Source organism: Pseudomonas sp. FSO-7 (assembly GCF_059579345.1).
Map to the genome: position 1 here is coordinate 5,979,611 of NZ_CM184193.1, position 25,270 is coordinate 6,004,880.

Genomic DNA, 25,270 nt, shown 5'->3' on the forward strand with positions numbered 1-25,270 from the left:
CTTAGCGCGTGCCGCCGGTTTGTTTGAGGAAGTTGGCAAACAGCTCGTGGCCCTGCTCGGTGAGAATAGACTCGGGATGAAATTGCACACCCTCGATATTCAATGTCTTGTGGCGCAGCCCCATGATTTCATCCACCGAGCCGTCTTCAAGCTGGGTCCAGGCTGTCAGCTCCAGGCAGTCAGGCAGCGTTTCGCGCTTGACGATCAGCGAGTGGTAGCGGGTTACGGTAAGCGGACGATTGAGTCCCTCGAACACGCCCTTGTCCTCGTGGAATACCGGGCTAGTCTTACCGTGCATGACTTGTCGGGCGCGCACGACATCGCCGCCGAACGCTTGGCCGATCGACTGATGCCCCAGGCAGACGCCCAGGATCGGCAGCTTGCCGGCGAAATACTTGATGGCATCGATGGAAATGCCCGCTTCGGTCGGCGTGCACGGGCCGGGGGAAACCACGATGCGCTCAGGCTTGAGGGCTTCGATTTCGGCGATGGTCAGTTCGTCATTGCGCACGACCTTGACCTCGGAGCCCAGCTCGCCAAGGTATTGCACAACGTTGTAGGTAAAAGAGTCGTAGTTATCGATCATCAGCAACATGGCGTAAGCAACCTATTGAATTCACTGACTTTAAACACAGCCTTCAGAGAGTGACCCGCACGCTGCTGCGCTTGGCAAGGCGATTGATGCCCCGGCGAAGCGGTTCTACAGCGGGTAAAGAAGGCAAATCGGTACAGGTCCGGCGAAGCCGGCGGAGAATGTTCAGGCGCGCCAACGCCAACGGGCGTGTGCCTTGATCATTTGATCCAGAAGTTTGCTGACAATCGACACAGGGGAAGTCTCGTTCATACGTTCCGGCACAGTAGCTTAGCTGGGCGGAGCACGCAATATGACCGTTCCCGAAGGGCTTTGAAACAATCGCGACGTTCCGGACAGATGGCAAAACGCCGGAAGTTTTTGGTACTGTCGTTTCGTTTTCTAACAACAATAAAATAAAAACGGATTTTCCCATGATCAAAAAGACGTTGTTCGTACCGATTGCCGGTTGTCTGTTGGCGATGGCCTGCGCCCAGGCGAGCGCCGCCCCCAACCCGTACTCCAAGTTCATCGTGTTCGGTGACAGCCTCAACGACGCTGGCCAGTTCGCCGACCCGAATGGCCCGCCCGGCTCCACCGAGCGCTATACCAACCGAACCGGTCCGATCTACACGGACGGTAGCGGAGAAGCCTATTCGGCCAACTCCACCCAACTGCTCGGTGGGCGCCTGGGCTATTCCGCCGACGAGACCGCTGCCTCCACTTCGGCGGTCCGCGCCAACGAAGGGCTGGCAGATGGCAATAACTGGGCGGTAGGCGGTTATCGTACCGACCAGATCCTCGAATCGATTACCGGTGTGTCCGATACCGGCGAGCGCAGCCGTCCCGGCTACCTGCAATCCAATGGCCTGCGCGCCGATCCGAATGCGCTGTATTACCTTTCCGGTGGTGGCAACGACTTCCTGCAAGGCAGGGTGCTGACCCCCGAGCAAGCGAACGCCGCCGCGGACCGTCTGGCCGACAGCGTCCAGGTGCTGCAAACGGCCGGTGCCCGCTATGTGATGGTCTGGCTGTTGCCCGACCTGGGCCTGACCCCGGCCCTCAACGGCGGCCCCTTGCAGGACACCTTTTCGCAATTGGGCAATCAGTTCAACCAACAACTGATCACGCGCCTGCAAGGCATCGACGCTGAAATCATTCCACTGAACATTCCGCTTTTGCTGAAGGAAAGCTTCGCCGATCCGGCAAGATTCGGCCTCGCCACCGGCGAGAATCTCACCGCGACCTGTTTCAGCGGCAACGGCTGCACGGAAAACGCCACCTATGGCATCAACAGTGCCACGCCTGATCCCACCAAGCTGATCTACAACGACGCGGTCCATCCAACCGAAACCGGGCAAAAACTGATCGCCGACTACGCCTTTTCCCTGCTCGCGGCGCCCTGGGAGCTGACGCTGCTGCCGGAAATGGCCCACTCGACCCTGCGTGCTCACCAAGATGAATTGCGCAGCCAATGGCAATCGGACTGGGAGGACTGGCAGGCGGTCGGCCAGTGGCGAGCCCTCGTGGCAGGTGGCGGCCAGCATCTGGACATGGACAGCCAGGACAGCGGCGCCAGCGCCGACGGCAGCGGTTACAGCCTCAACGTCGGCGGCAGCTATCGCCTCAACGAGGCATGGCGTGTAGGTGTCGCCGCCGGTCTCTACCACCAGGACATGGAGGCAGGCCATAACGATTCGAAGTACAAGCTCAACAGTTACCTGGCGACCGCTTTCGCCCAGTTCCAGCAAAACCGCTGGTGGGCCGACGCGGCGCTGACCGGCGGCAAGCTCGATTACGACAACCTGGAACGCAAGTTCGACCTGGGCGTCAACGAAGCGCAGGAGAAGGGCGACACGGACGGCCATCTCTGGGCCTTCAGCACGCGGGTGGGCTACGACATCGCCCAGCCGGGCAGCGAATGGCACCTCTCGCCGTTTATCAGCGCGGACTATGCGAAGGTGGAAGTCGATGGTTACTCGGAAAAGAGCAACCGCTCCACGGCACTGACCTTCGATGACCAGACCCGCGACTCGAAACGCCTGGGCATTGGCTTGCAGGGCAAATACAACATCACCCGGCAGACCCAGGTGTTCGGCGAATATGCCCACGAACGCGAGTACGAAGACGATACGCAAAAGGTCAACATCGCCCTCAACAGCCTGCCGGCCAACGACTTCACGCTGGAAGGCTACACGCCACAGAGCCACCTCAATCGCCTGAGCCTGGGGGTCAGCCACAAGTTGACCAACGACTTGGCGCTGCGGGGCGGTTATACGTTGCGCAAGGATGATGACCTGACCCAGCAAGGGGTGAGCCTGGGGGTCAGCCTGGACTTCTGATCGAGGAAAACCTGTGGGAGCGAGCGTGCTCGCGATAGCGGAGGATCAGTCGACTCATAGGTTGAATGTGACGGCCTCATCGCGAGCAAGCTCGCTCCCACACGGATCGAGTTGCCTGAAAGAACTGTGGCGAGGGAGTTTGCTCCCTCGCCACAGGTGTTTGTAGCAGGCCTTCAGTCGTTCGAGGTCTGCTCGGCCAACGCCACGGCGCGAAACATGGCCCGGCGTTTGTTCAGGGTTTCTTCCCATTCCAATGCCGGCACCGAGTCGGCGACGATGCCACCGCCGGCCTGCACGTGCAGTTCACCGTTCTTGATGACCGCGGTGCGAATGGCAATCGCGGTGTCCATGTTGCCGTTCCAGGCGAAATAACCCACGGCCCCGCCGTACACCCCGCGCTTGACCGGTTCCAGTTCGTCGATGATTTCCATCGCCCGGATTTTCGGCGCGCCGGACAAAGTGCCCGCCGGCAGGATTGCCCGCAGGGCATCCATCGCGGTCAGCCCGGCCTTCAACTGGCCGGTGACGTTGGAAACGATGTGCATCACATTGGAATAGCGCTCGATGACCATCTTCTCGGTGAGTTTCACCGAACCGATTTCCGAGACCCGCCCGGTATCGTTGCGCCCCAGGTCAATCAGCATCAGGTGCTCGGCGATTTCCTTGTCGTCCGACAGCAGGTCTTCTTCCAGCGCCCGGTCAGCTTCCTCCGTGGCACCACGGGGGCGAGTGCCGGCGATCGGTCGCACGGTGATCAGGTTGTCTTCGACCCGCACCAGCACTTCCGGCGAACTGCCCACGACATGGAAGTCGCCGAAGTTGAAGAAGTACATGTAGGGCGTCGGGTTGAAGCAGCGCAGCGCCCGGTAGAGATCGATGGGCGCGGCCTTGAAGTCGATGGACATCCGTTGCGACGGCACCACCTGCATGCAGTCGCCAGCGAGGATGTACTCCTTGATGGTATCGACGGCCCGTTCGTAATCGTCCTGGGTGAAACTGGAACGGAACACCGGGTCGGCCGCCGACTGCTTGCTGAAGTCCAGGCCGGGACGCGGGGTGATCGGTTGACGAAGCTTTTCCAGCAGTGCCTGCAGGCTTTGTTGGCCCTGCTCGTAGGCATCTTCCTGGGCCGGATCGGCCAGGACGATGGCGTGCATCTTGCCGGCGAGGTTATCGAAGACCACGACCGCGTCGGACACCATCAGCAAAATATCCGGCACGCCCAACGGATCGGGGTTCGGACAGGTACCCAGGCGCTTTTCCACGTAGCGCACGCAGTCGTAACCGAAATAACCCACCAGGCCACCATTGAAACGCGGCAGACCGGGGATGGTCGGCACGTTGTAGCGGGCCTTGAAGGTTTCGACGAACGCCAGTGGGTCTTCGACTTCGAGGCTTTCGATCTCGACGCCGTCGTGGGTCACGCTGATGCGATGGTCATGGACCCGCAGCACCGTGCGGCACGGCAGGCCGATGATGGAGTAACGGCCCCACTTTTCCCCGCCTTGCACCGATTCGAGCAGGTAGGAGTTGGGCTGGTCGGCCAGCTTGAGATAGATCGACAGCGGCGTGTCGAAGTCGGCCAGGGTTTCACAGGCAAGGGGGATGCGGTTGTAGCCGGCAGCGGCTAGACGCAGGAATTCTTCGCGGATCATGGGGTGCCTCGTGGCAAGAGGAGCTGAAAGTCAGGTATGCAAACGCGCCGGATAACCGGCCAGGATCACGTCAGGCGCGCCAACGCCAACGGGCCAGGGCCTTCATGACTTTCATCCAGAGTTTGCGAGTGACCACCACGATGGCGTTTCCAGAAGAGGATTGAACAGCGTCGGGCAACGTTATCTCAGCGGCCGGGTCCAGGCAACCGGGAATTAACAGGCGCAAATCGTCGATCACCAGCGTCGGAAACTCTTCGGCGATGGGCCGGCCGTGGTTGTAGCCGTAACTCAGCGCCACGCACTTGACCCCTGCCGCCTTGGCCGCCAGCACATCGCTGCGCGAGTCGCCGACAAACAGAGACTGGGAAGCCGGGATGTTGGCCATTTTCATCACGAAGAACAGCGCCGCCGGGTCAGGTTTTTTCTGCGGCAAAGTATCGCCGCCGATGATCCAGCGGAAATAGCGACCGATTTTCATCTGATCCAGCAACGGCGCAACGAAGCGTTCCGGCTTGTTGGTAATCAGGGCCATTTCCACGCCCTGCTTTTTCAGCCACTTGAGGGTGGACCGTACGCCGGGGTAGACCACCGTCAGCGGGTGATTGCCTTCGTAAGCTTCATTGAACAATGCCAGCGCCCGTTCGGCCTCGGCATCGTCGACCCCTTGGGCATCGATGTCATTGGCCAGGGCCCGGCGCACCAACATCGGCGCGCCATTGCCGACCCAGTGTCGCACCGAGTCGAGGCCGGCGGGCGGGCGTCCGAGCTTGAGCAGCATACTGTCCACGGCCGCCGCGAGGTCCGGGACCGAATCGACCAATGTGCCATCGAGGTCGAACATCACCAGACGCGGCAAGCTGCCGGGGAACAGCTGCTCGAAGCCGCTCATGGGCGCGCCAGGGCCAGTTCGGCGCGCATTTTTGCAATCACCTCTTCGTAGTTCGGTGCGTTGAAGATCGCCGAGCCCGCGACAAACGTGTCGGCGCCAGCCGCGGCGATTTCACGGATATTGCTCACGTTCACGCCACCGTCGATTTCCAGGCGGATGTCACGGCCCGAGGCATCGATCAGCGCCCGAGCTTCGCGCAACTTGTCGAGGGTGCCCGGGATGAATTTCTGCCCGCCGAAGCCAGGGTTGACGCTCATCAGCAGGATCATGTCGACCTTGTCCATCACGTACTTGAGCACGTCCAGGGGCGTCGCCGGGTTGAACACCAGGCCGGCCTTGCAACCGCCCTCGCGGATCAACTGCAAGGAGCGGTCGATGTGCAGCGTGGCTTCTGGGTGGAAGGTGATGTAGGTGGCACCGGCTTCGATGAAGTCACCGACGATGCGGTCCACCGGGCTGACCATCAGGTGCGCGTCGATCGGCGCGGTGACGCCGTACTTGCGCAGCGCCGCGCAAACCATCGGGCCGATGGTCAGGTTGGGCACATAGTGGTTGTCCATGACATCGAAGTGCACGATGTCGGCCCCGGCGGCCAGAACGTTGTCCACTTCCTCGCCCAGGCGGGCGAAGTCGGCGGAGAGAATCGACGGAGCAATAGCGAAGGGCTGCATGACGCACCTGTTTTGAGCGAAATCACGATGGCGCGCATTGTATACCTCAAGATTTGGCGCGCCCACCGTGACCGTCGATCAATACGCCGCGCGGTAGATCTTCTCGATATCGGCGGCGCTCAGTTGGCGCGGATTGTTGCGCATCAGACGCTCGATCCCCGCCGCTTCCAACGCCATCGAGGGAATCACGTCCTCGGTAACGCCCAGGCCGCTCAGGCCCTTGGGAATTTCCACGGCAGCACACAGCGCGACCATGGCCTCCACGGCTTCGTCGGCCGCTTCCAGATCACTCAGGTGAGCGGTCTTGAGGCCCATGGCTTCAGCGATATCGCGCATGCGCTCGACGCAGGCCATCTTGTTCCACGTCATGACATACGGCAGCAACAAGGCGTTGGCGACGCCATGGGACACGTGAAAGCGCCCGCCCAACGGATAGGCCAGTGCATGCACCGCCCCGACCCCGGCATTGCCGAATGCCATGCCGGCCATCAGGCTGGCCGTGGCCATGTCCTCACGGGCTTGCAGGTGCGCGGGGTTGGCATAGGCCTTGGGCAAGGCGCGGGTGATCAGTTTGATTGCGCCGATGGCCAGGGCATCGGTGATCGGCGAAGCATTCAGCGACAGGTAGGCCTCGATCGCATGCACCAGCGCATCGACGCCGCTGGCAGCCGTGACGCTGCGCGGGCAAGTGAGGGTCATCTGTGGGCTGACCAACGCCACGTCCGGCAACAGAAAATCGCTGACGATGCCTTTTTTCAGTTGCGCGGCCTTGTCGGAGAGGATCGCCACGTTGGTGACTTCCGAACCGGTACCCGCCGTGGTGGGGATGGCAATCATGGGCGGGCCTTTGCGCGGTACCTGATCGACACCGAACATATCTTGCAGCTCGCCGTGGTAGCCGGCATAGACGCCCACGCACTTGGCGATGTCGATGGCACTGCCGCCGCCCAGGCCGATCAGGCCATCGTGACCACCGTCGCGGTAGGCTTGCATGCAGTCCTCGACAATGGCGATTTCCGGGTCCGGCATGACCCGGTCGAAAATCTCGTAGTCGCGCCCACCCAGATGTTGCAGGGCCAGCTCCACGGTGCCGGACTTGACCAGCGCCGCGTCGGTCACAATCAGCGGATTGTCGACGTCCAGGCGCGTCAACTCGGCGGCCAGTTGCTCGATGGCAGCGGCACCGGTGATCAGTTTATGGGCGATCTTGAATGAAGAAAGACTCATGTGCGCGGCCTCTTATTCGAGTATGGGCTGGCACAAGGATAGCTCGGTATTGAGGGTTGTCTGCCATTCAGCCCATGAATGCAGTAAAGGAGCCTGTAGATGAGCCCCTGTGGGAGCGAGCTTGCTCGCGACAGCGGATCAACATTCGGCATCTTAACACCGCTTTCGCGAGCAAGCCCGCTCCCACATTGGTTTTGCGTTGGGCCTCAGACCTGCGCAGTACGCAGCTTCTCGCTGCGCCCACGCAACCACTCCAGGGTCAGCAGCAATATCACCGAGAAGGCGATCAGCAGCGTCGCCGCCGCCGCGATGGTCGGGCTGAGGTTTTCGCGGATGCCGCTGAACATCTGCCGTGGCAACGTGGCCTGCTCGGGGCCGGCCAGGAACAGGGTCACCACCACTTCATCGAACGACGTCGCGAAGGCGAACAGGGCGCCGGAGATCACGCCTGGGGCGATCAACGGCAGGGTCACCCGACGAAATGCCGTCAGTGGTGAAGCCCCGAGGCTGGCGGCGGCGCGAACCAGGTTGTGATTGAACCCCTGCAAGGTCGCCGACACCGTGATGATGACGAACGGCACACCCAACACGGCGTGGACCACGATCAGCGAGAAGAAGCTGTTGCCCATCCCCAACGGTGCGAAAAACAGGTAGCTGGCAACGCCGATGATCACCACCGGCACCACCATGGGCGAAATCACCAGAGCCATCACCAGCGCCTTGCCTGGGAAATCACCGCGGGTCAGGCCGATGGCTGCGAGGGTGCCGAAGATCATCGCCAGCAATGTCGCCGCCGGGGCCACGATAATGCTGTTCTTCAACGCCCGCATCCATTCGGCCGAGGCGAAGAAATCGTGGTACCACTGCAGCGAGAAGCCTTGCAGCGGGTACACCAGGAAACTGCCGGAGTTGAACGACAGCGGAATGATCACCAGCACCGGCAGGATCAGGAACAACAGGATCAACCCGCAGAGTATGCGCAGGCTGTAGAACCACACCCGCTCGATGGGGGACATGTAAGGACTCACCATTTTCGATCTCCCCTTAGCTCAGGCGCAGGCGACTGGCGCCCACCAGCCAGCTGTAAATCAGATAAAGCACGATGGTCGCCAGCAACAGCAGCCCGCCGAGCGCCGTGGCCATGCCCCAGTTGATGCTGGTGTTGGTGTAGAACGCGACGAAGTAGCTGACCATCTGGTCGTTCGGGCTGCCCAGCAGCGCTGGCGTGATGTAGTAGCCGATGGCAAGGATGAACACCAACAGGCAACCGGCGCCAACACCGGCATAGGTCTGCGGGAAATACACCCGCCAGAAACTCGCGAACGGATGGCAGCCCAGGGAAATCGCCGCACGCATATAGGTAGGCGAGATACCCTTCATCACGCTGTAGATCGGCAGGATCATGAACGGCAGCAGGATATGGACCATGGAGATGTACACACCGGTGCGGTTGAACACCAGCTCCAGGGGCTTATCGATGATGCCCATGGCCATCAGGCCACTGTTGATCAGGCCACCCGATTGCAGCAGCACGATCCACGCGGCGACTCGCACCAGGATCGAGGTCCAGAACGGTAGCAACACCAGGATCATCAACAGGTTGCTTTGGCGCGACGGCAGGTTCGCCAACAGGTAGGCCAGCGGGTAGGCCAGCACCAGGCAGATCGCAGTGATCACCAGGCCCATCCAGAAGGTGCGGGCGAAGATGTCGAGGTAGATCGCTTGGTCAGGAGTGGCCGGGGCCAGTTCCCCAAGGTCATCGATGCGGTGATCGACGGCCGCCAGCAGGTAATACGGGGTGACATTACTGGTATTGCGACGGATCACCTGCCAGTACGCCGGGTCGCCCCAGCGCTCATCGAGGTTTTCCAACGCTTCTTTATAAGAGGCCGGTTCGGTGGCAAACGGCAACGCCCGAGCGGTCTTGGTCAGCAGGCTGCGATAGCCGGCCAGTTCCATGTTCAGGCGCTTGGACAGATCGCCCAGGGTCTGGTTCTTGCGGGCTTCGGCCAGGTCTTCACTGGCAGCCTTGTACACCGGTTCGCCTGGCAAACCGCGTCCGTCCCAGGCCGCGACGGCAGCGACGGTACGTGGCATGGCGCCCACCACTTCCGGATTGCTGACGCTTTTGAACAGCAGCGCCACGATCGGCACCAGGAACACCAGCAACAGAAACAGCACCAGCGGCGCGATCAAGGCCTGGGCCTTCCAGCGGTTGACCCGCTCGGCACGCTTGAGCCGCTGCTTGAGGGTGGGGCTGGTGCCCGCGTTCAGTGGAACGGCGATGGCCATGGCGAACTCCGCAAATCTTTTTATCGTTACAGGGGCGGCGGGCCGCCTCTGTTCTTTTGAAACACCCGGGTCGATGAAAGAACCTGTGGGAGCGAGCTTGCTCGCGATGACTGCGGCACAGTAAAGATTGATGTGCCTGACAGACCGCTATCGCGAGCAAGCTCGCTCCCACATGGATCTCATCCGGTTTCAGACCGTCGGTTACTTCGCAGCCCAGGAGTTAAAGCGCTGCTCCAGTTGCTCACCGTTGTCAGCCCAGAAGCTGACGTCGATCTGCACCTGGTTGGCGATGTTTTCCGGGGTGGTCGGCATGTTGGTCAGGACATCCTTGGCCAACAACGGGACCGCCTGGGTATTGGCCGGGCCGTAGGCGATGTTTTCCGAGTAGGTCTTTTGCTGCTGCGGTGCCACCGAGAAGGCGATGAATTTCTTCGCCGCTTCGGCACGGGTCTTGTCCAGGCCGCGCGGGATGGCCCAAGCGTCGAAGTCGTAGATACCGCCGTTCCACACCACTTTCAGATTGCTTTCTTTCTGTACCGCGGCGATCCGACCGTTGTAGGCCGAGCTCATGACCACGTCACCGGACGCCAGGTACTGCGGCGGCTGGGCACCGGCTTCCCACCACTGGATGTTCGGCTTGAGCTCATCGAGCTTCTTGAACGCACGGTCCTGGCCGTCTTTGCCAGCCAGCACCTTGTAGACGTCTTTCGGCGCTACGCCGTCGGCCATCAAGGCGAATTCCAAGGTGTACTTGGCGCCTTTGCGCAGGCCGCGCTTGCCCGGGAATTGCTTGGTGTCCCAGAAGTCCGCCCAACTGGTCGGCGCGGTCTTGAGTTTGTCGGCGTTGTAGGCCAGCACGGTCGACCACACGAAGAAACCTACGCCGCAAGGCTGGATGGCGCCCTTGACGTAGTCTTCGGCCTTGCCGAACAGGGCCGGGTCCAGTTGCTCGAACATGTCCTCGTCACAACCACGGGACAATTCCGGAGACTCGACTTCCACCAGGTCCCAGGAAACGCTCTTGGTATCGACCATGGCCTTGACCTTGGCCATCTCGCCGTTGTACTCGCCAGCCACGATCTTGCCGTTGCCGGCCGCTTCCCACGGTGCGTAGAAGGCTTTGACCTGAGCCGCCTTGTTCGCCCCACCGAAAGACACCACGGTCAGGTCCGGGCCCGCCGCCATCGCGCTTGCCGCACCCATCATGCCCAGTGTCAGGGCTGTGAACTTCAGGGATCTCAACATTTATTGTTCTCTCCACGTGCAGGGTTGGTGTTGGTACAGCAGGGGGCGATCAATTCGCCTCTAAAAGGGGATCGAGCGCACGCACATGCTCGACTTGCCAGCCAAGCGGAACCACGTCCCCGACGGCGAGCGCGGGATCGAGCTCGGCAATCGGCTGTTTCACGAAGAAGTCGTTCTTGCCGCAGACTTCCAGGCGAACCCGGACGTGGTCGCCCAGATAGATGAATTCCGCCACCCTCCCTGAGAAGCGGTTGACACAGTGTTCGCTGACGCCGTTGAGGCTCACCCGCTCCGGACGGATCGACAGGGTCACCGGCTCGCCGGGCTGGCCGACGTTCACCGCCAGGGCCTCGACTTTCTCGCCGCGCGCCAGCTCCACCAGGCAACGATCGCCGGTGTGGCTGTGCAGGCGGCCGTTGAGGCGGTTGTTTTCGCCGATGAAGTTGGCGACGAAGGTGTTTTTCGGCTCTTCATACAGGGTGCGCGGTGGGGCGATCTGCTGGATTTCACCCTGATGGAACACCGCCACACGGTCGGACATGGTCAAGGCTTCGCCCTGGTCGTGGGTCACGTAGACCACAGTCACGCCAAGGCGCTGGTGCAGGTGCTTGATTTCCATCTGCATGTGTTCGCGCAATTGCTTGTCCAGCGCACCCAGGGGTTCGTCCATCAGCACCAGCTGCGGCTCGAACACCAGCGCCCGGGCCAGGGCCACCCGTTGTTGCTGGCCGCCGGACAATTGCGCCGGGTAGCGCTGGGCGAAGCTGTCCAACTGGACCATGCTCAGGACACGCTTGACCCGATCGCTCACGTCGCTCTTGTTCAGGCCTCGCACTGTCAGCGGGAAAGCGAGGTTCTCGGCGACGGTCATATGGGGGAACAAGGCGTAGTTCTGGAACACCATGCCGATGTCGCGCTTGTGCGGCGGCACGTTGTTGATCGAGCGCCCGGCCAGCAGGATCTCGCCGGCGGTTGGGGTTTCAAACCCGGCGAGCATCATCAGGCTGGTGGTCTTGCCGGAGCCGGAAGGCCCGAGCAGGGTCAGGAATTCGCCTTTGCGAATGTCCAGGTTGAGGTCTTTGACGATCAGGTTCTCGCCGTCGTAGCTCTTCTGCACACCACGAAAGCTGACCAGCACATCGCTGGCCCCCGCGCTTGAATCGACCTGGCTCATACCCGCACCTTTTGTTTTGATGACTGCTTGTGAAATCAAGCCTAGTGGACCCTGGGGCCTGCGCAAATCGGGGCACAGGAGAGAATCGCCTCAGCCGGATGGAAGAGTCGGGGTAGGGATCGCCCTACAAGGATGGCGGGATTGGGTAAATGCGGTGACGAGTCTTGAGCGGCAAGCGGCAAGTAGGGGCAAGAAGCCGTGTTGGGGCGTGTCGCAAATGGATATGCCGACACAAGACCTGTGGGAGCGAGCTTGCTCGCGATTGCGGTGTGTCAGCCAACATCGATGCTGATGGTCCGACGCCATCGCGAGCAAGCTCGCTCCCACAGGGGAGTGGTGAAGTTCAGAGCAGCTTGTGCTCCATCGCGTACTTCACCAGCTCCGCCAATGAAGTGATGTTGAGCTTCTGCATCAGCCGCGCCTTGTGGGTGCTGATGGTCTTGCTGCTCAGGGCCAGTTGCTGGGCGATGTCGTTGACGTTGGCGCCCTGGGCCAGGCGTTCGAAGACTGAGAATTCGCGCTCGGACAGCAGCGAGTGCAGCGGTCGGGTGTCGGTCAGGCCGACTTCGAAGACCATGCGGTCGGCCAGGTCCGGGTCGATGTAGCGCCCGCCGGCCGCGACCTTGCGAATCGCCATGAGCAGCAGGGCCGGGTCGCTGTCCTTGGTCGCGTAGCCGGCGGCCCCGACTTTCAATGCACGGGCAGCCATTTGCGCCTCGTCATGCATCGACAGCACCAGGATGGCCGGTGGATTGTTCAGCGCCCGGATCCGCGGGATCGCCTCCAGGCCATTGACCCCCGGCATGGAAATATCCAGCAGCACCACTTCGCAGGGCACATGCCGCAAGGTCTCGAGCAACTGTTCGCCATTGCTCGCCTCCCCCACCACCACCAGATCCTTGGCCAGGCCGATCAACTGCTTGATGCCTTCGCGGACGATGGTGTGGTCTTCGGCTACCAGTACACGGATCACATTGCTCTCCAGATTCAGGGTCTCATCGCGAACGGGTTCGCAATGGCTACGTTACGCTAACAGCCCGATCGCAATCGCGAGCAAGCTCGCTCCCACACTGGACCGGTGATAAACACAGGTGTTGATCCACCCCTCGACAATGTGGGAGCGAGCTTGCTCGCGATAGGGCCCGCCCAGGCGACCCACCCCGATCAGGCCTCACTCAGCGGCACCCGCACCGCCAGGGTCGTCCCCTCCCCCGGCTCACTGTCCAGGGTCAATTGACCGCCCATGATCAGCACCCGCTCACGCATGCCGACCAGGCCAAAGGACGTTGGCCGGCTCGTATCGGCAATAAATCCTACACCGTCGTCGCTGACCGTCAGGCATAAATCAGCGCCTTGTTGAACCAGCGTCAACTCCACGGTATGCGCCTGGGCATGGCGCATCACGTTGGTCAGCGCCTCCTGGAGAATCCGGAACAGGCCGATGGCCTTGGCGTCGCTCAAGGGCGGCAGGTTGTCCGGCACCTGCACCAGGCAAGGAATCTGCGTCCGCGCCTCGAAGCGCCGGGCCTGCCATTCGATGGCCGAGGCGATGCCGGCATCCAGGATCGGCGGGCGCAACGCCGTCGCCACGTCCCGCACCAGTTGGAACAACTGGGCAATCAGGCGCTTCATGCTGTTAAGTCGCTCATGCAGGCCCGGGTCGAGTTGCGCGTAGGCCAATTCACACATGGAAGTTTCAAGCTTCAACACCGTCAGCATCTGGCCCAGCTCGTCGTGGACTTCCCGGGCAATGCGTGCCTTTTCTTCTTCCCGCACGCTTTCCAGGTGCGCCGACAACTCGCGCAACTGCTCGCGGGAGCTGGCCAGCTCCAGTTCGATGCGCTTGCTGTTGGTGATGTCCCAGACGATACCGTCCCAGACATAGGCGCCATCCTCGAGACGACGGGTGATCGCCTTGATCTCGGCCCAACGCTCCTGGCCGTCGCGGGTCAGGATGCGGCCCTGCCATGACCAGTCACTGTCGGTATCCAGCGCCTGGTCCTGGGTGCGGTGATAATCGGCCTTGTCCTGCGGATGCACCAGGCTGCGCAGCCCGGTGTCGCTGCGGGCCAGGACTGCAGGGGAATAGCCCACCAGGCTTTCGCTGCCTTCGCTGATGTAGGCAAAGTCGATCTGGCCGGTCACTGGCGCCCGCTCCAGGCGAAAGACCAGGCCCGGCACATTGGCGGCGATGCCTTGCAGCCGCGCCTCGCTTTCGCGCAACGCCGCCAGCGCACGTCGGCGCTCGGTCACATCATTGAGGTAGACCACCAGGTATTCGGCGTCGCGAAAACGCAGGAAGCTCAGGGAAACGTCGGCCGGCAGGATGCTGCCGTCGGCTCGTACGCACTCGGTTTCGAAGCTCTGCGGCCCCTCTTCACTGGCCCGGGCGCGCTTCCACAGGTTCAACCAGCGGTCCATGTGCAAGCCCGGCTCGAAGTCGATCAAGGGCCGGTCGATGATGGCGCCCGAGGCGTAGCCAAGCATGGTTTCGGCCGCTCGGTTGGCATAACGCACGTGGCTGTCCCAATTGACCCACAGGATGCCGACCGTGCTTTGGTCGATGGAAAACTGCGTCAGGCGCAAGGCTTCTTCGCTGGCGGTACGCTGGGCAATGTCCTCCTTCGCGGCACGCAGACGGCGCTCCAGTCCACGTTGCTGGCGGCGCTGCCAGAACACGATGGCGACACTGCTGAGCAGCAGGGCCAGGATCAACAGGGTCAGGTTCTGCCAGAAACCCGGGGTTTCGGTCAGGCGCGGGTATTTGGGCTTGAGCCAACGGCTGTGCAGTTGCTCCAACTCCTTGGCCGGGATGGCCTGCAAACCGATGTCGATGATTTCCGCCAGCTCCGGCCAGTCCCGGCGTGTAGCCACCCGCAGCAACTGCGGCAGGCCAATGTCGCCCACCACCGCCAGCTCAGCGAATTCGTGTTCGACCATCAGCCGCCCCAGTTGCGCCTCGTCGACCACCGCGTACCGGGCCTGCTGGGTCAGCAGCAATTGCAGGGCCTCACGTTCCATCGGCACGCCTTGCAGGTTCAGCGTCGGGTAGTTGCTGCGCAGGTAATCGGCCGTGGCGCTGGGCATGCGCACCGCAACACGGGCCTGGGCGTCGAGTTTTTCCAACTCCACCCCCTCGGCGCCTTTCTGCGCGCCGACGATCAATTGCGGCACGCGCATGTAGGGATCGGAAAACTGCCAGAGCTTGAGCCCGCCCGGGGACTGGGTCAGGCCTGGCGCGACGTCCACCTCGCCGGCACGCACCGCGGCTTCCAGTTGCGCCACATCCTGGAAGTTGCGCCAGGTCAGCTCGACGTTCAAGGCCTTGCCCAGCCACTGCATCAACTCGACGTTGGTACCGGACAACCGCTGCAAGCGCCGGTCGTATTGCGCATAGGGCGCCTGCAAGACCAGGCCGACCCGCCATTGCGGATGTTGCACCAGCCATTGGCGTTGCCCTGCATTCAATTGCACCCCAGGCGCCGACGGCGCGGGCGCGGCCCACGCCATCAAGGGAAGCCATAAACAGCCGATAACCCACAGGCAGCAAAAACGCATCATCGAAGTCTCATGCACTGACAAATACTGACCAACCCATTAGGCTGCCGGAAATACTTCTGGTCATGGAATATCCGATGCCCTCTGTTTATCGCCTGGCGTTGCCAGCATTGTGCCTGTCGCTGATCCTGCCAAGTGCCTTTTCTGTCCAGGCCAGCGAGACGGCCCCCGCCGCCGAGCAACCGGCTGAAGAAAAACCCGTCGAGCGCCAGCCTTTGCTCGAGCGTAGCCAGGAAGAAGCGGCTGCACTTGGACGAAAAATCCCGCCCCAGGAACAGCAACAGTTGCAGACCGGCAGCGACACCTTCCTGGCACTGTGGAAACCGGCCAATACCAGTGAACCCAGGGGCGCGGTCATCATCATCCCCGGGGCCGGTGAAACCGCTGACTGGCCTCAAGTCGTCGGCCCGTTGCGTAAAAAGTTGCCCGACGTTGAATGGAGCAGCCTGAGTATCACCCTGCCGGACCTGCAAAGCGACGTCATTGCACCGCGCGTGGTGGAAGCCGCGCCCGAGAGCAAACCGGCCGACACCGCTGCCGCGGCACCGGACGCCACCACTTCGGCGCCGATCGAACAGGTCGCCGGCGGCGAAGCCGATGCGCTGGATCCGGTCGTTGCGCAAACCGATGAAGAGCACGCCAAGGCTGACGCCGAGCGCATTTTTGCACGCATCGATGCGGCGCTGGCCTACGCCGAACAGCAAAGCGCACGCCGCATCGTACTGCTGGGCCATGGCACCGGCGCCTATTGGGCCGCGCGTTACTTGAGTGAAAAGCAGCCCTCGCAAGTCGAACGCTTCGTGATGGTGGCTGCACAGACGCCGGTCACTGCCAAGCCCGGCCTGGCCGAACTGACCCCGACCTTGAAGCTGGCGACTGCCGATATCTTCTACATGGACAAATCGCTGGATCGCAACGCGGCGTTGGAGCGTTTGCAGGGGAGCAAACGCTTGAAAGGTTCGACCTTCAGCCAAGTGTCCCTCAAGGCCCTGCCGAACCCGTCGGCGGAGCAGGAGCAATTGTTTCGTCGGGTACGGGGTTGGTTGAATCCGCAGAAGCCGGGGGAGTAAGGGCCGGCTCACACCTCAAGTGAAGCACTGTTGTGGCGAGGGGATTTATCCCCTCGCCACAAATGCTCCCTGCAGCGCTAGCGAAAATCCCGCCGTTCCCGAATCAGTCGATAGGCGTTATGCAGCTCTCGGGTTTTGTCGGTGGCTTCACGCACCTGCAAAGGCGTCGCCCCGCTGCCGGCAATCTTGTCCGGGTGATGACGACTGAGCAGCCGCCGGTACGCGCGCTTGATCTGCGACGGTTCGCTGGTGGCCGAAACCCCGAGCAGACGCAGGGCTTCCTGATAGGTCACGCTGGCGTTGGGCCGCGACAATTTCTGCGGTTCGTAATCGGCCGCCAGCGCCTGGACCTGTTGCGGCGTCCAGCCCAGCCAGCGGCCCCATTGGGCCACCAGTTCTCGCTCACCGACACCGGCACGTCCATCGGCCCAGACCATCCGCCAACAGGCGCGCAATACCCCTTCAGCCGCATGGGGCTGGACGGCCAGACGACGCATGTAACCGCGCAAGCGATCGTTTCCGGACTTGCCCCGGTTGAATGCCGCGATCGCCCGGCGTTGCGCCGACTCGCTCAAGTCCAGCGCCCGCATCTCCTGACGAGCCTGCTGGATGTGGCCGTCGACCACGCGCCCATCGCATTTGGCCAGGCGCCCGAGCAATACAAACAACAACTCATCGTTGCGTAATGCCGGACGGCCGCCCAGACGCTCACGTATTTGTGCCCAGCCCTGCAGGTTCAGGCGCCGGTCCAACGCCTGTCCCAACAACGCGCCAAGCATGGCCCCCGGAATGCTGGCTATGGCAAAGCCCGCCCCGGCTCCAATCAGAGTCCCTGGCCACCACATATCAACCGCTCGCTTCTATCAAGGTTTCGACCTGCGCCAACCGTTCATGGGTGCCGACATCGACCCAATGCCCTTTCAGGTGCTCGCCACTGACGCGCCCCTCGGCCATGGCCGCGCGCAACAGCGGTGCGAGCTTGAAAGCACCGCCTGTGCAACCGTCGAACAACCGCGGGTGCAGGACGGCGATGCCGCTATAGGTCAGGTTGTCGGCAGGTGTTTGCCCATCGTGAACCTTTCCGTCGGCCAGGATGAAATCGCCGTTCGGGTGATGCTCGGGATTGTCGACGAGCACCAGGTGCGCCAGCCCGTTTAGCGGCTCGCGCAAGGCGCTGAAATCGTAGTCGGTCCAGATATCGCCGTTCACCACCACAAACGCCTCATCGCCCAGCAACGGCAAAGCCCGGAAAATTCCACCGCCGGTCTCCAGCGGCTCGCCTTCGGGCGAAAACCGAATGCTCAGGCCAAAACCTGAACCGTCCCCCAGGTGATCTTCGATCTGCTGGCCGAGCCAGGCGTGATTGATCACGATCTCGGTGAACCCGGCCTTGGCGAGCGCCCGCAAGTGGTATTCGATCAAGGGAATACCGCCCACGCGAATCAACGGCTTTGGCGTGGTCAGGGTCAAGGGGCGCATGCGCTCGCCCTTGCCCGCCGCCAGGATCATCGCCTTCATGCCGTTGCTCCGGCCGATTGGCGCAGGCTGCCAAGCAGCTCTTCGAGCGGCGCCAGCTCAGGACGTCGGGCGATGACCGCTTCTATATAAGCAAAGAAACGCGGCACATCACCGAGGTAACGTGGCTTGCCGTCACGGTGGCAAATGCGTGCGAAGATTCCGATGACCTTGAGGTGACGCTGCACGCCCATCAAGTCGCTGGCCCGCAGGAAATCTTCGAAATCCGGCTGGACGGGAATGCCAAGGGCGCCGGCCTGTTGCCAGTAAGTCTCCAGCCAGCCGCGCACACGGGCTTCGGGCCAACTGAGAAAAGCATCCTTGAACAGGCAGGTCACGTCATAGGTCACCGGGCCATAGACCGCATCCTGAAAGTCCAGCACACCGGGGTTCGGTACACTGAGCATCAGGTTGCGCGGCATGTAGTCGCGGTGCACCAGCACTTTGGGCTGGGCCAGGGCGCTGTCGATCAACAGCTCGCTGGCCTGTTGCCAGAGTTGCTGCTGGGCCGAATCGAACTCGATGCCCAGCTCACGCTTGACGTACCACTCGGGAAACAATTCCAGCTCCCGACGCAGCAACGCGACATCGTAGCTCGGCAACGGCGCGACCATCGGCAACTGCTGGAAAGCCAACAAGGCTTGCAGGGCATCACCGAATAAATCGTCGGCATTTTCGCCGTCGATCACATCCAGGTAGGTCTGATTGCCCAGGTCATTGAGCAAAAGAAAGCCGCGTTCGAGGTCTTCGGCATAAATTTTCGGCACGTTGATGCCGGATTTCGCCAGTAAAAAAGCAATATCCACGAAGGGTTTGCAGTTTTCCTGGGGCGGTGGCGCATCCATTACGATCAAACTGCGGCCCTCGCCTTCCCAGCGGAAGTACCGCCGGAAACTCGCATCACTGCTGGCGGCGGTCAACGTGGCCGGGGGTACGGCGCCCCAGTCCTGTTGAGTGAATAGGGCTGGCAGTTGTTCATCGAGCCAAAGTTTCAGGTGTTGCAAGCGTACATCTTGGTCGGGCATTGCAAGGGTCTCCGACGGCGCTAGCCGTCAAGCGGGTCATGCTTTATTATCCAGCATCTTTTTCAGACCATCGAGAGGCGTGCGGCCCACACCGCGGGCAGATGGCACGCAGGAAGCCCGGACTAATAAGATGGCATTGAAATCCCCCGCGTTTCGTAAAAAATTTCCGTTGCTGGTCACCGGCAGTCTGCTGGCCCTGCAACCCCTGGCCTCTTCATTCGTCGTCGCGGCGCAGCAGTATGACTGCTCCGTCTCCGCTTCGGGTGCCTGGGACTGTGCGCCCAAGACACCGGCCGCCGCGTTGCCGCCGCGCCCTGTGCACGACGGCAGTGCGGTTTCCGACAGCGGCGCGGCGCCAGCCGACAACCGTTCGGGCGAGGAAGCCGGCGAAAAGCCGATGCTCGTTACCGAAGCCAAGGGCCGCGGCCTGAAGTCGCGCAGTGCAGACTACAGCCACCTGGATTGGGTTCCACGAGAGAACCTCACCCCGGCGCAGTTGGCTGAAACCGGTCCTTACTGCGCCGGCGCCTATATCGAGCCGACGCGTCCTGGCATGAATGACAAGACCGCCAAGAGCGATGCGCCCACGTTCCTCGGCGCCAAGGCGTCACGCTATCAGCAGGAAGAACAGGTGGCGACCCTGGCCGGTGACGTGGTCATGCGCCAGGGCAGCATGCAGGTCGAGGCCGACGAGGCCAGCCTGTACCAGGCCGAGAACCGTGGCGAGCTGAGCGGCAACGTGCGGGTTCGCGACAACGGTGCGCTGATCGTCGGCGACCACGCCGATGTACAGCTGGACACCGGCGAAGCCAAGGTCGACAACGCCGAATACGTGATGCACAAGTCGCGCATCCGCGGTAACGCGCTGTACGCCAAGCGCGCCGAAAACGCGATCATCCGTCTCAAGGACGGTACGTACACCACGTGTGAACCGGGCAGCAACGCCTGGACGCTCAAGGGCAACAACATCACCCTGAACCCGGCTACCGGCTTCGGCACCGCGACCAACGTGACGCTGCGGGTCAAGGACTTCCCGGTCCTGTATACGCCGTACATCTATTTCCCGATCGACGACCGTCGCCAGTCCGGCTTCCTGCCGCCGACCATCGGCAGCGGCAGCGACACCGGCTTCCTGCTGGTCACACCGTACTACTTCAACCTGGCGCCGAACTACGATGCCACGTTGTACCCGCGCTACATGAGCAAGCGTGGCCTGTTGATGGAAGGCGAGTTCCGCTACCTGACCAAGTCCAGCGAAGGTCAGTTCGGCGCGGCGTACCTCAACGATGAAGAAGACGAACGCGCCAAGCAGACCGACTACAGCAAGACTCGCTACATGTACAACTGGCAGCACAAGGGCGGGCTCGATTCGCGTGTGCTGACGGAAGTCGACTACACCAAGATCAGCGACCCTTACTACTTCCAGGATTTGCAGACCGACCAGATTGGCGTGGAATCCAGGGATTTTGTAAATCAGCAGGGTGCGGTCAGCTATCGTGGTGATACGTATGCGGCGCGCTTGAACGTCCAGGCCTATCAAATGGCCTCGATTTCGAACATCACGCCTTATGACCGTTTGCCACAGATCACCTTCAACGGTGCACTGCCACAGCATCCGGGTGGTTTGGACTTTGCCTATAACACCGAGTTCGTGCGGTTCGATCGTGACTTGAGAACCGGAGACTATACGGATGAAAACGGTGACACCGAGCCGTTCCTGGATCAGAACGTCCGGGGCTTGGCTCGCGCTACCGGCGATCGGATGAATCTGGCACCCGTTGTCAGCCTGCCGATGAATGCAAGCTACGGTTTCATCAAGCCGTCGCTCAAGTACCAGTACACCCAATACGACCTGGATCTGGATAGCCAAGGTAAACGAGACATCGCCGGCCAGGACGCTGAAGGCGATCGCCTGAACGGCACCTACAGCAGGAATCAGAGCCGTGGCGTTCCAATCGCCAGCATCGACAGCGGCCTGTATTTCGACCGCGATACCCAGTGGTTCGGCAAAAATTACCGTCAGACCCTGGAACCGCGCCTGTACTACCTCTATGTGCCAGAGAAAGACCAGAGCGACATTCCGGTCTTCGATACCAGCGAAAGCACGTTCAACTATTCTTCGCTGTTCCGGGACAACCGTTTCACCGGCTCCGACCGTGTCGGCGACGAGAACAAGCTGTCCCTGGGCGTGACCAACCGCTGGATCCAGGAAGATGGCTTCGAACGCCAGCGCATCAGCGTCGGCCAAGCCTTCTACTTCAAGGACCGCGAAGTTCAACTGCCAGGTATCGACTACAAGACCCGCGAAGATGCGCACTCTAGCGTTTCGCCTTACGCGCTGGAATACGAATACCGTTGGAACCGCGACTGGCGCACCACCGCCGACTACAACTGGGACCCGGACACCCACAGCCCTCGCTCGGGCAGTGCGATGTTCCACTACCAGCCGGAAGACAACCCGAACAAGGTCATCAACGCCGGTTATCGCTATCGCAACGACCTGGTTCGTTACGACCAGACCACTGGCCGGTGGCAAGTGGGCGGTGGCGACTACGGCACCCCGGGCCAACCTGGCTACGTGAAGGACTACTACAAGATCAAGCAGCACGACTTCTCGGTCATCTGGCCGATCGTGCCGCAGTGGAACGCAATCAGCCGCTGGCAGTACGACTACAACCGCAACCGTACCCTGGAAGCCTTCGGTGGTTTCGAATACGACAACTGCTGCTGGAAACTGCGCCTGATCAACCGTTACTGGGTCGACTACGAAGAGTTCAGTCAAGCCGCCCCGGAAAACGAAAAAGGCGACCACGGCATCTTCCTCCAAATTGTTCTGAAGGGACTCGGCGGCCTCACCGGCGCCAAGGTAGAGAGCTTCCTCGACAAAGGCATCCAAGGTTATCGTGAACGTGAAGAGCAAGCTTTCTGATTGTCTGCGCCCGCTGATGCTGGGCGCGCTGTTCCTGGGTACCGCGGCCAACGCTGCGGTACAGTCCATCGATAAAGTGGTGGCCATTGTCGACAACGACGTGGTCATGCAGAGCCAGTTGGACCAGCGCGTCCATGAAGTGCAGCAAACCATCGCCAAGCGCGGCGGTGGCCTGCCGCCACCGGGCGTGCTGGACCAGCAAGTGCTCGAACGCCTGATCGTCGAAAACCTGCAATTGCAGATCGGCGAACGTTCCGGCATTCGCATTACCGATGAAGAACTGAACCAGGCCGTCGGCACCATTGCCCAACGCAACAACATGAGCATCGACCAGTTCCGTGCCGCCCTGGCTCGCGACGGCCTCTCCTACGAGGACGCCCGCGATCAGATCCGTCGCGAAATGATCATCAGCCGTGTGCGCCAGCGCCGTGTCGCCGAACGCATCCAGGTGTCGGAACAGGAAGTGAAGAACTTCCTCGCCTCCGACCTGGGCAAGATGCAGCTTTCCGAAGAACTGCACTTGGCGAACATCCTGATTCCGACCCCGGAAAGCGCCAACTCCGAAGCGATCCAGAGCGCTTATCGCCAGGCAATGGATGTCTACCAGCAGCTCAAGCAAGGCGCTGACTTCGGCCAGATGGCCATTGCCAAGTCGGGCAGCGACAACGCCCTGGAAGGCGGCGACATGGGCTGGCGCAAACCCGCTCAACTGCCGCCTCCGTTCGACCGCGAACTGAGCGCCATGGCCGTGGGCGACATCACCCAGCCAGCACGCACGCCAGGCGGTTTCATTATCCTGAAAGTGCTGGAAAAGCGCGGTGGCGGAACCCAGGTCCGTGACGAAGTACATGTTCGCCACATCCTGATCAAGCCAAGCGAGATTCGCAGCGAAGCCGAGACCAAGCGCCTGGCGGAGAAGCTCTACGACCGCATCGAAGCGGGCGAAGACTTCGCCGAACTGGCGAAGAGCTTCTCGGAAGACCCGGGGTCGGCCCTCAACGGCGGCGACCTGAACTGGGTTGACCCGAATGCACTGGTTCCCGAATTCCGCCAGGTCATGGCCGATACGCCGCAAGGCCAGTTGTCCAAGCCGTTCAAGAGCCCTTATGGCTGGCACGTACTGGAAGTCCTTGGCCGTCGCGCCACCGACAGCACCACCCAGGCGCGCGAACAGCAGGCGATGACCGTATTGCGTAACCGCAAATACGACGAAGAGCTGCAAACCTGGCTGCGTCAGATTCGCGACGAAGCCTACGTTGAAATCAAACTTCCTGGTGCAGACCAGGCAGCGCAGTGAAACCCAAGCGTTTCGCGCTGACACCCGGCGAACCAGCCGGCATCGGTCCCGACCTGTGCCTGCTGCTCGCCTCGCAACCCCAGCCACATCCCCTGATTGCCATCACCAGTCGCGACCTGCTCCTTGAGCGGGCCGCGCAACTGGGGGTGGTCGTCGACCTGTTGCCGGTGACGCCGCGGGCCTGGCCGGATGCTCCGGCGCCCGCCAACAGCCTGTATGTCTGGGATACGCCGTTGGGCGCCCCGGTCGTCTCCGGGCAGTTGGACAAGGCCAACGCCGCGTTCGTCCTGCAAACCCTGACCCGCGCCGGTCGAGGCTGCCTGGACGGGGCGTTCGCCGGCATGATCACCGCACCGGTGCACAAGGGCGTGATCAACGAATCCGGGATTGCCTTTTCCGGGCACACCGAATTCCTGGCGGAGCTGACCCACACCGCGCAAGTGGTGATGATGCTCGCCACCCGTGGCCTGCGTGTGGCCCTGGTGACCACTCACCTGCCCTTGCGGGACATCGCCGACGCCATCACCCCGGAACGCCTGGAACGGGTCACGCGCATCCTGCACGCCGACCTCCAGGAAAAGTTCGGCATCGCCCGGCCACGCATCCTGGTCTGTGGGCTCAACCCCCATGCCGGCGAAGGCGGGCACCTGGGCCGTGAAGAAATCGACATCATCGAACCCACCTTGGAGCGCTTGCGCAGCGAGGGCATGGACCTGCGTGGCCCGCTGCCTGCCGACACTCTGTTTACCCCCAAATATCTGGAGCACTGCGATGCGGTGCTGGCGATGTACCACGACCAGGGCCTGCCCGTGCTGAAGTACAAAGGCTTCGGCGCGGCCGTCAACGTGACGTTGGGCCTGCCGATCATCCGTACCTCCGTGGACCATGGCACCGCCCTGGACCTGGCCGGCAGCGGCAAGATCGATACCGGCAGCCTGCAAGTCGCGCTGGAAACCGCCTACCAGATGGCCGAGACCCATTTATGACCGAGCAATACCAACACCGCGCGCGCAAGCGCTTCGGCCAGAACTTTCTGCATGACGCCGGCGTGATCGATCGCATCCTGCGCGCCATCCGGGCCAAACCCGACGACCGCCTGCTGGAAATCGGGCCAGGCCAGGGCGCCCTGACCGAGGGCCTGCTCGACAGCGGCGCGCAACTGGACGTGGTGGAACTGGACAAGGACCTGGTCCCGATCCTGAACCAGCAGTTCGCCGGCAAGAGCAACTTCAACCTGCACCAGGGCGACGCGCTGAAGTTCGACTTCAATAGCCTGAACGCCGCGCCAAACAGCCTGCGGGTGGTGGGCAACCTGCCGTACAACATCTCCACGCCGCTGATCTTCCATCTGTTGAGCAACGCCGGCCTGATCCGCGACATGCACTTCATGCTGCAGAAAGAAGTGGTCGAGCGCCTCGCCGCCGGCCCTGGCGGTGGCGATTGGGGTCGCCTGTCGATCATGGTCCAGTACCATTGCCGGGTCGAACACCTGTTCAACGTCGGTCCGGGTGCATTCAACCCGCCGCCGAAAGTCGATTCGGCCATCGTCCGCCTGGTACCCCACGCCGTGCTGCCGCACCCGGCCAAGGATCATCGCCTGCTGGAACGGGTGGTGCGTGAAGCGTTCAACCAACGCCGCAAAACCTTGCGCAACACCTTGAAACTGCTGCTCAGCAGCGCCGAAATCGAAGCCGCCGGCGTTGATGGCAGCCTGCGCCCCGAGCAACTGGACCTGGCGGCTTTCGTACGCCTGGCCGACAAGCTCAGCGAACAGGCCGCCCCGCAAGCCGACGCCAACTGAACGGGTGAC

General features: G+C 61.9%; 20 protein-coding genes. 6 read left to right on the forward strand and 14 right to left on the reverse strand.

Annotated features, from left to right (window positions below; translation table 11 throughout):
- Nucleotide 1: 1 nt before the first annotated feature.
- Nucleotides 2–595: an aminodeoxychorismate/anthranilate synthase component II gene (locus tag AC515T_RS26305; protein WP_060740375.1), complete on the reverse strand. Its 594-nt coding sequence runs from the start codon at nt 593–595 to the stop codon at nt 2–4.
- A gap of 410 nt (nt 596–1,005) precedes the next feature.
- On the opposite strand from AC515T_RS26305, the gene estP reads away from it, so the two are divergent.
- Entirely contained in the window at nt 1,006–2,913 is a 1,908-nt protein-coding gene (gene estP / locus AC515T_RS26310) for an esterase EstP (RefSeq protein WP_496530559.1), read from the forward strand.
- Nucleotides 2,914–3,086: 173 nt separating this feature from the next.
- Here estP and trpE read toward each other — a convergent pair whose 3' ends face one another.
- The 10 genes from trpE to AC515T_RS26360 all read right to left on the reverse strand — a co-directional run bounded on the left by trpE (nt 3,087) and on the right by AC515T_RS26360 (nt 15,627).
- Nucleotides 3,087–4,568: an anthranilate synthase component I gene (trpE, locus tag AC515T_RS26315; protein ID WP_496530560.1), complete on the reverse strand. Its 1,482-nt coding sequence runs from the start codon at nt 4,566–4,568 to the stop codon at nt 3,087–3,089.
- A gap of 70 nt (nt 4,569–4,638) precedes the next feature.
- Nucleotides 4,639–5,457 (reverse strand): phosphoglycolate phosphatase, encoded by an 819-nt coding sequence (locus tag AC515T_RS26320; protein ID WP_496530561.1) that lies wholly within the window; start codon nt 5,455–5,457, stop codon nt 4,639–4,641.
- Complete coding sequence (gene rpe, locus AC515T_RS26325; protein WP_496530562.1) at nt 5,454–6,128, reverse strand: ribulose-phosphate 3-epimerase; 675 nt, start codon at nt 6,126–6,128, stop codon at nt 5,454–5,456. Before rpe ends, AC515T_RS26320 begins: the two co-directional genes overlap by 4 nt.
- Nucleotides 6,129–6,206: 78 nt before the next feature.
- Nucleotides 6,207–7,355 (reverse strand): iron-containing alcohol dehydrogenase, encoded by a 1,149-nt coding sequence (locus AC515T_RS26330; RefSeq protein WP_122566697.1) that lies wholly within the window; start codon nt 7,353–7,355, stop codon nt 6,207–6,209.
- Between the two features lie 206 nt (nt 7,356–7,561).
- A complete protein-coding gene (locus tag AC515T_RS26335) occupies nt 7,562–8,386 on the reverse strand; it encodes an ABC transporter permease (RefSeq protein ID WP_122566696.1) in 825 nt (274 codons plus the stop codon).
- A 13-nt stretch (nt 8,387–8,399) separates the two neighbouring features.
- On the reverse strand, nt 8,400–9,647 hold the full coding sequence (locus AC515T_RS26340; protein WP_496530563.1) for an ABC transporter permease: 1,248 nt from the start codon (nt 9,645–9,647) through the stop codon (nt 8,400–8,402).
- A 201-nt stretch (nt 9,648–9,848) separates the two neighbouring features.
- Nucleotides 9,849–10,892 carry an ABC transporter substrate-binding protein gene (locus AC515T_RS26345; protein WP_014340502.1) on the reverse strand — a complete coding sequence of 348 codons (1,044 nt, stop codon included), beginning with the start codon at nt 10,890–10,892 and terminating at the stop codon, nt 9,849–9,851.
- A 49-nt stretch (nt 10,893–10,941) separates the two neighbouring features.
- Nucleotides 10,942–12,066, reverse strand: coding sequence for an ABC transporter ATP-binding protein (locus AC515T_RS26350; protein WP_122566693.1), 1,125 nt, complete (start codon nt 12,064–12,066; stop codon nt 10,942–10,944).
- Nucleotides 12,067–12,409: 343 nt separating this feature from the next.
- Nucleotides 12,410–13,039, reverse strand: coding sequence for a response regulator (locus tag AC515T_RS26355; RefSeq protein ID WP_003206156.1), 630 nt, complete (start codon nt 13,037–13,039; stop codon nt 12,410–12,412).
- A gap of 191 nt (nt 13,040–13,230) precedes the next feature.
- A complete protein-coding gene (locus tag AC515T_RS26360; RefSeq protein WP_496530564.1) occupies nt 13,231–15,627 on the reverse strand; it encodes a PAS domain-containing sensor histidine kinase in 2,397 nt (798 codons plus the stop codon).
- A 74-nt stretch (nt 15,628–15,701) separates the two neighbouring features.
- Here AC515T_RS26360 and AC515T_RS26365 point away from each other — a divergent pair, with 74 nt between their 5' ends.
- Nucleotides 15,702–16,694 (forward strand): alpha/beta hydrolase family protein, encoded by a 993-nt coding sequence (locus tag AC515T_RS26365; RefSeq protein WP_496530565.1) that lies wholly within the window; start codon nt 15,702–15,704, stop codon nt 16,692–16,694.
- Between the two features lie 77 nt (nt 16,695–16,771).
- On the opposite strand, the gene AC515T_RS26370 is transcribed toward AC515T_RS26365, so the two are convergent.
- The 3 genes from AC515T_RS26370 to AC515T_RS26380 are packed head-to-tail and all read right to left on the reverse strand — an operon-like array spanning nt 16,772 to nt 19,234.
- Nucleotides 16,772–17,539 (reverse strand): TerB family tellurite resistance protein, encoded by a 768-nt coding sequence (locus tag AC515T_RS26370; protein WP_496530566.1) that lies wholly within the window; start codon nt 17,537–17,539, stop codon nt 16,772–16,774.
- Nucleotide 17,540: 1 nt separating this feature from the next.
- Nucleotides 17,541–18,212 (reverse strand): N-acetylmuramate alpha-1-phosphate uridylyltransferase MurU, encoded by a 672-nt coding sequence (gene murU / locus AC515T_RS26375; RefSeq protein ID WP_496530567.1) that lies wholly within the window; start codon nt 18,210–18,212, stop codon nt 17,541–17,543.
- Nucleotides 18,209–19,234: an aminoglycoside phosphotransferase family protein gene (locus AC515T_RS26380; protein WP_496530568.1), complete on the reverse strand. Its 1,026-nt coding sequence runs from the start codon at nt 19,232–19,234 to the stop codon at nt 18,209–18,211. Before AC515T_RS26380 ends, murU begins: the two co-directional genes overlap by 4 nt.
- Before the next feature lie 130 nt (nt 19,235–19,364).
- Here AC515T_RS26380 and AC515T_RS26385 point away from each other — a divergent pair, with 130 nt between their 5' ends.
- From AC515T_RS26385 to rsmA, 4 genes are read left to right on the forward strand one after another with little or no spacing between them, the layout of a single operon-like run.
- The gene (locus tag AC515T_RS26385; protein ID WP_496530569.1) at nt 19,365–22,163 is read left to right on the forward strand and encodes an LPS-assembly protein LptD; all 2,799 of its coding nucleotides are present in this window, start codon (nt 19,365–19,367) and stop codon (nt 22,161–22,163) included.
- Complete coding sequence (surA, locus tag AC515T_RS26390; protein ID WP_496530570.1) at nt 22,144–23,460, forward strand: peptidylprolyl isomerase SurA; 1,317 nt, start codon at nt 22,144–22,146, stop codon at nt 23,458–23,460. The genes AC515T_RS26385 and surA overlap by 20 nt, the downstream gene beginning before the upstream one ends.
- A complete protein-coding gene (gene pdxA, locus AC515T_RS26395; protein ID WP_496530571.1) occupies nt 23,457–24,446 on the forward strand; it encodes a 4-hydroxythreonine-4-phosphate dehydrogenase PdxA in 990 nt (329 codons plus the stop codon). The genes surA and pdxA overlap by 4 nt, the downstream gene beginning before the upstream one ends.
- A complete protein-coding gene (gene rsmA, locus AC515T_RS26400; protein WP_496530572.1) occupies nt 24,443–25,261 on the forward strand; it encodes a 16S rRNA (adenine(1518)-N(6)/adenine(1519)-N(6))-dimethyltransferase RsmA in 819 nt (272 codons plus the stop codon). Before pdxA ends, rsmA begins: the two co-directional genes overlap by 4 nt.
- The last annotated feature ends 9 nt before the right edge of the window (nt 25,262–25,270 follow it).

Coding starts and splice junctions, on each gene's coding strand:
- AC515T_RS26305 (WP_060740375.1), bottom strand. CDS start 595: ATGTTGCTGATGATCGATAACTACGACTCTTTTACCTACAACGTTGTG.
- estP (WP_496530559.1), top strand. CDS start 1,006: ATGATCAAAAAGACGTTGTTCGTACCGATTGCCGGTTGTCTGTTGGCG.
- trpE (WP_496530560.1), bottom strand. CDS start 4,568: ATGATCCGCGAAGAATTCCTGCGTCTAGCCGCTGCCGGCTACAACCGC.
- AC515T_RS26320 (WP_496530561.1), bottom strand. CDS start 5,457: ATGAGCGGCTTCGAGCAGCTGTTCCCCGGCAGCTTGCCGCGTCTGGTG.
- rpe (WP_496530562.1), bottom strand. CDS start 6,128: ATGCAGCCCTTCGCTATTGCTCCGTCGATTCTCTCCGCCGACTTCGCC.
- AC515T_RS26330 (WP_122566697.1), bottom strand. CDS start 7,355: ATGAGTCTTTCTTCATTCAAGATCGCCCATAAACTGATCACCGGTGCC.
- AC515T_RS26335 (WP_122566696.1), bottom strand. CDS start 8,386: ATGGTGAGTCCTTACATGTCCCCCATCGAGCGGGTGTGGTTCTACAGC.
- AC515T_RS26340 (WP_496530563.1), bottom strand. CDS start 9,647: ATGGCCATCGCCGTTCCACTGAACGCGGGCACCAGCCCCACCCTCAAG.
- AC515T_RS26345 (WP_014340502.1), bottom strand. CDS start 10,892: ATGTTGAGATCCCTGAAGTTCACAGCCCTGACACTGGGCATGATGGGT.
- AC515T_RS26350 (WP_122566693.1), bottom strand. CDS start 12,066: ATGAGCCAGGTCGATTCAAGCGCGGGGGCCAGCGATGTGCTGGTCAGC.
- AC515T_RS26360 (WP_496530564.1), bottom strand. CDS start 15,627: ATGATGCGTTTTTGCTGCCTGTGGGTTATCGGCTGTTTATGGCTTCCC.
- AC515T_RS26365 (WP_496530565.1), top strand. CDS start 15,702: ATGCCCTCTGTTTATCGCCTGGCGTTGCCAGCATTGTGCCTGTCGCTG.
- AC515T_RS26370 (WP_496530566.1), bottom strand. CDS start 17,539: ATGTGGTGGCCAGGGACTCTGATTGGAGCCGGGGCGGGCTTTGCCATA.
- murU (WP_496530567.1), bottom strand. CDS start 18,212: ATGAAGGCGATGATCCTGGCGGCGGGCAAGGGCGAGCGCATGCGCCCC.
- AC515T_RS26380 (WP_496530568.1), bottom strand. CDS start 19,234: ATGCCCGACCAAGATGTACGCTTGCAACACCTGAAACTTTGGCTCGAT.
- AC515T_RS26385 (WP_496530569.1), top strand. CDS start 19,365: ATGGCATTGAAATCCCCCGCGTTTCGTAAAAAATTTCCGTTGCTGGTC.
- rsmA (WP_496530572.1), top strand. CDS start 24,443: ATGACCGAGCAATACCAACACCGCGCGCGCAAGCGCTTCGGCCAGAAC.